At 34.4% G+C, this 3,785-nt stretch carries 4 protein-coding genes; all 4 read left to right on the top strand.

Translation table 11 applies throughout. The features are described from left to right. Nucleotides 1-190: 190 nt before the first annotated feature. The 4 genes from EKG35_RS20310 (at nucleotide 191) to EKG35_RS20295 (ending at nucleotide 3,669) form a co-directional block, all read left to right on the top strand. The gene (locus EKG35_RS20310) at nucleotides 191-586 is read left to right on the top strand and encodes a PilZ domain-containing protein (RefSeq protein ID WP_126296368.1); all 396 of its coding nucleotides are present in this window, start codon (nucleotides 191-193) and stop codon (nucleotides 584-586) included. 113 nt (nucleotides 587-699) lie between these two features. After that, on the top strand, nucleotides 700-1,254 hold the full coding sequence (gene hpf / locus EKG35_RS20305; RefSeq protein ID WP_126296367.1) for a ribosome hibernation-promoting factor, HPF/YfiA family: 555 nt from the start codon (nucleotides 700-702) through the stop codon (nucleotides 1,252-1,254). A gap of 727 nt (nucleotides 1,255-1,981) precedes the next feature. Next, the gene (locus tag EKG35_RS20300; RefSeq protein WP_126296366.1) at nucleotides 1,982-3,382 is read left to right on the top strand and encodes a vWA domain-containing protein; all 1,401 of its coding nucleotides are present in this window, start codon (nucleotides 1,982-1,984) and stop codon (nucleotides 3,380-3,382) included. 20 nt (nucleotides 3,383-3,402) lie between these two features. Next, nucleotides 3,403-3,669 (top strand): hypothetical protein, encoded by a 267-nt coding sequence (locus tag EKG35_RS20295; protein ID WP_126296365.1) that lies wholly within the window; start codon nucleotides 3,403-3,405, stop codon nucleotides 3,667-3,669. Nucleotides 3,670-3,785 lie beyond the last annotated feature (116 nt).

The following is a 3,785-nucleotide window of genomic DNA, read 5'->3' as shown; positions in this document are numbered from 1 at the left end:
CTTATACGGGACAGAGCTTCCGTTTAGCCAATGCGTTGTCGAGAAAACAGTAAAAATATTGGGTGGCAACACTCTGTATTTTTCATTGCAATTCTCTGCATTTTTATCTTGCAAAATACACAAGTGGACCTTGTGCTAATATTTCGTTACGTTTGATGTTAGTTGATTTGATATTTTGGGGGAAAACAAAATGAATTTTAAAAGGCAAGAAGGTTTTCGTTTCGTCTTTAATGAAGCGATAGATGCTAAATTTAAATTAAGGCTTAATGGCAGGGGTATTAATTTTGAACCCTATGAGTGTAAGATCATAGATATTAGCCCAAGAGGAGTTAAAATGTTTTCAGAAGCGAAGATTGGGGAATATTTAAATAATACTACTCTACAGATTGAAGTCCAATTCGTTCTTGATGTGACAATGATTCGGGCAACTGGTGAAATTGTTTGGAGCAAGCCATATGCAAACGGCAGTCAGTTTGGGGTTTTATTCCATGAAGACGAGAATATTGATGAACTTATTATTAGTGAAATGAAGCAACGACGAAAAAAGGAAGTTCTTCAAGATAAATTTACAAAAATAAAATATTAAAATTTTGTGAAGACGGTGTCGAAACATGGAAAAGATTTCTCTGTAGTGGTAGGATTTTTTTAAGCCTATGGCGAATATATATTTACATAGGTGTAACAAAAGGAGGAGTTTACATGCTAAACTTTAACATTCGTGGTGAAAACATTGAGGTAACTCCAGCGATTCGCGACTACGTTGAAAGCAAGATTGAAAAAATTGAACGTTATTTTAGTAACGGTGTCAATGCAAACGCTAACGTGAATTTGAAAGTGTACAATGATAAGCAAACAAAAGTTGAAGTGACGATTCCTCTTAAAAATGTCACTCTCCGTGCAGAAGAACGACATGTTGATATGTATGCAGCTATCGATTTAATCGTCGATAAATTAGAACGACAAATACGTAAACATAAAACAAAAGTAAACCGTAAGTTCCGTGAACGTGAAGGCACAGGTGTTTATTTTGCAAACGAAGTTGTTAATGGTCAAAATGGATCGAGTGAAGAAGAAGAATTCCCAGTTGTTCGAACAAAACAATTCGATTTAAAACCGATGGATTCTGAAGAAGCGATTCTTCAAATGAATTTACTTGGACATGACTTCTATATCTTTACAGATGCTGAATCAAACGGCACAAATATCGTATACAAACGCCGTGATGGAAAATATGGATTAATTGAAACAAACTAAGTCTTAAATCATATAAGCTCCCGGATTTTTTCGGGAGTTTTTTTATTTAAAAATTTCTATTTTCCTCTCGCTCCCTTGATTACATCACAACAACAACATAATAAACCTTTAATCCTACCTTTAAACTATTTTGAATTTATTTTTCTCATATTTAAGATACCTACTATAAGCTAAAAAATGTATAAAAATGATTATTTGGACTTAAATTTTCAAATTTTTATATGCTAATTGGACTTATTTAAACATAAATTCTGACAAATAACAGAGCTACATAAATGAGCCAAAAAATTAGCTCTAGTAAATGTAACTATTTTCATATGTCTTTTAGTCTAGGAAAAAACTCTTTGGTCTCTTGGCTGTCTTTGACAACACCTCTTAGTTCCCTATACTGAGAATATAATGAGGAATTACCATTATTATCAATATTCGAAATTCGTTAAAAGTAACAAAACGATATGCTGCCATCTTTATTTGAAGGGACGACGATATGATCGCAGCCATTATTACTGCTATTGCTATAATTATTAGTTCAACATTACTTACGCCGGTAAAAAACGAAAAAAGGGCTCAATCATTGGCTGTGCTTGACTGTTTTATTAATTTTAGTATTAAGAATTATTTCAAAGGCAGTAAGTGGACAATCTGGTGCAATTGGAGAGTTAATTGGCTCAATTATCGAAAAAATTTCTGCAATGGTAGGTTAGTAGTTAACTAGGAGTTGAAAAGTATGTATAAAAGATACAGTTTTTTAGTAGTTTTCATATTCATTTTACTTGCTGGATGTAATCAGGAACAAACAACAACGAATGAATCAGAAGAGGCAGAAACTGAAATTGAATCAGAAGAACTGTCAAATGTTAAAGAAGAAACAACGGAAGTTGAGGAACAAAGTGAAAAAGAGAATGTTATAATAGGTTCCCCACTTCCAACTACTTTAGAGGAACTTGAAAAGCTTCCTTCAGGCTATACAAAATATATTAATAGACTTGAAGAAGAAGGAAAGAAATTAACAGATGTACTGACTATAAATCTTCCAGATATATCGAACAACCCAACTACTGAAGAATTAGACCGATACTACGAAGCAATTTTATCTGTCTTTCAGCAAGATTTTGAGGGTCCGGGAGATTTAATTGAGCAGTTAAAATTTCAAACTATTGGAAGCCCGGATATCGAAGATCCACGCTATCAATTTAAGGAAAACTTAAATGTAATGGTTATTCTAGATGCTTCAGGCAGTATGGCAAATTATGAGGGCAGTGTAACGAGAATGGATGCTGCTAAAAAGGCTATTACGGAATTTGTTAAAACCTTGCCTGGGGGTGCAAATGTTGGTTTACGTATATACGGACATAAAGGTACTGGAAAAGATTCAGATAAGGCTTTGTCTTGCAGCAGCAGTGAACTGATTTATCCATTAAGTAATTATAATGCAGCAAACTTTGAACAGGCTCTTTCAAAAGCAGTACCGGCAGGATGGACTCCAATTGGCCATGCCTTAAATGAGGCGAAAAAAGATTTAGCATCCTTAAAAGGAGACTCAAATACAAATATTGTCTACTTGGTAAGTGATGGTATCTCAACTTGTGATGATGATCCAGTTGGAGCAGCAAAAGCTTTGTATGATTCCGATATTACACCGATTGTAAATGTAATTGGATTTAATGTAGACCAAGAAGGTCAAAAGCAGTTACAGGAAATTGCGACTGCGGTGGAAGGTACTTACGAAAATGTGGCAGATGCACAAGGTCTTCAAGAGCAATTAAATGAGGCAAATGAGATAGCTTTGAAGTGGAAACAGTGGAAAACGTCTGAAGAGGGTTGGATTAATTATTATAAAACCGATAACTCTCTAGATATTTTTAGTTATCATTCAAAAGAGTTTGGAAAATGGGTAGACGAAAGGCAAGCGGTTGGCTTTACGTTAACGTATTTATATCAACAAAAAAATAAAATGTCCCGCGAATCCCATGATTATTTACAGAAGAAAAATAAAGAATATCATGCTTGGATTGAAGATGAGTATGGCAAATTACGGGACGAATTAAAAGAAATAAATGAAATGAATCACGCTGAAGCGATTAAAGCATTAGAAGAAAAATATCTTACAAACACAAGTACACCTTAAAAAGGAATCGAGGTGAAAATGTGGGAAAGAAACATTTTCGGAAATTTTTTGCGGTATTTATGATTGTCTTTATGTTGTTCTGGTCAGCATTACCTTCGATTAGTATGGCATTTTTTATAACACCAGGTAATGCGATTACACCTGGGCAACCAATTGCTCCAGGACAGCCGATTACCGGTGGACAATTTATTGTCCCTGGTCAAGTAATCCAACCAGGAAACTCGGTAAATGGAGGAAGTGCGTCTCAGGGTGGTACTGTTTTACAAGGTGGTAATTCAGCAGTTTGATATGCTCCCTATTAGGTAGACAGATGAAAAAATAAAAATTCATCTACCTAATAGGGGGCTTTTTTTATGACCTTTTATAAGTATCCAAAAGAATTTATGTTAAAAATCATTCAACT

It is taken from the genome of Lysinibacillus telephonicus, from assembly GCF_003966145.1.
Taxonomy (GTDB): Bacteria; Bacillota; Bacilli; order Bacillales_A; family Planococcaceae; genus Ureibacillus; species Ureibacillus telephonicus.
The sequence above is the reverse complement of the archived record's forward strand: the minus strand, read 5'-3'. Positions and strand labels throughout refer to the sequence as shown.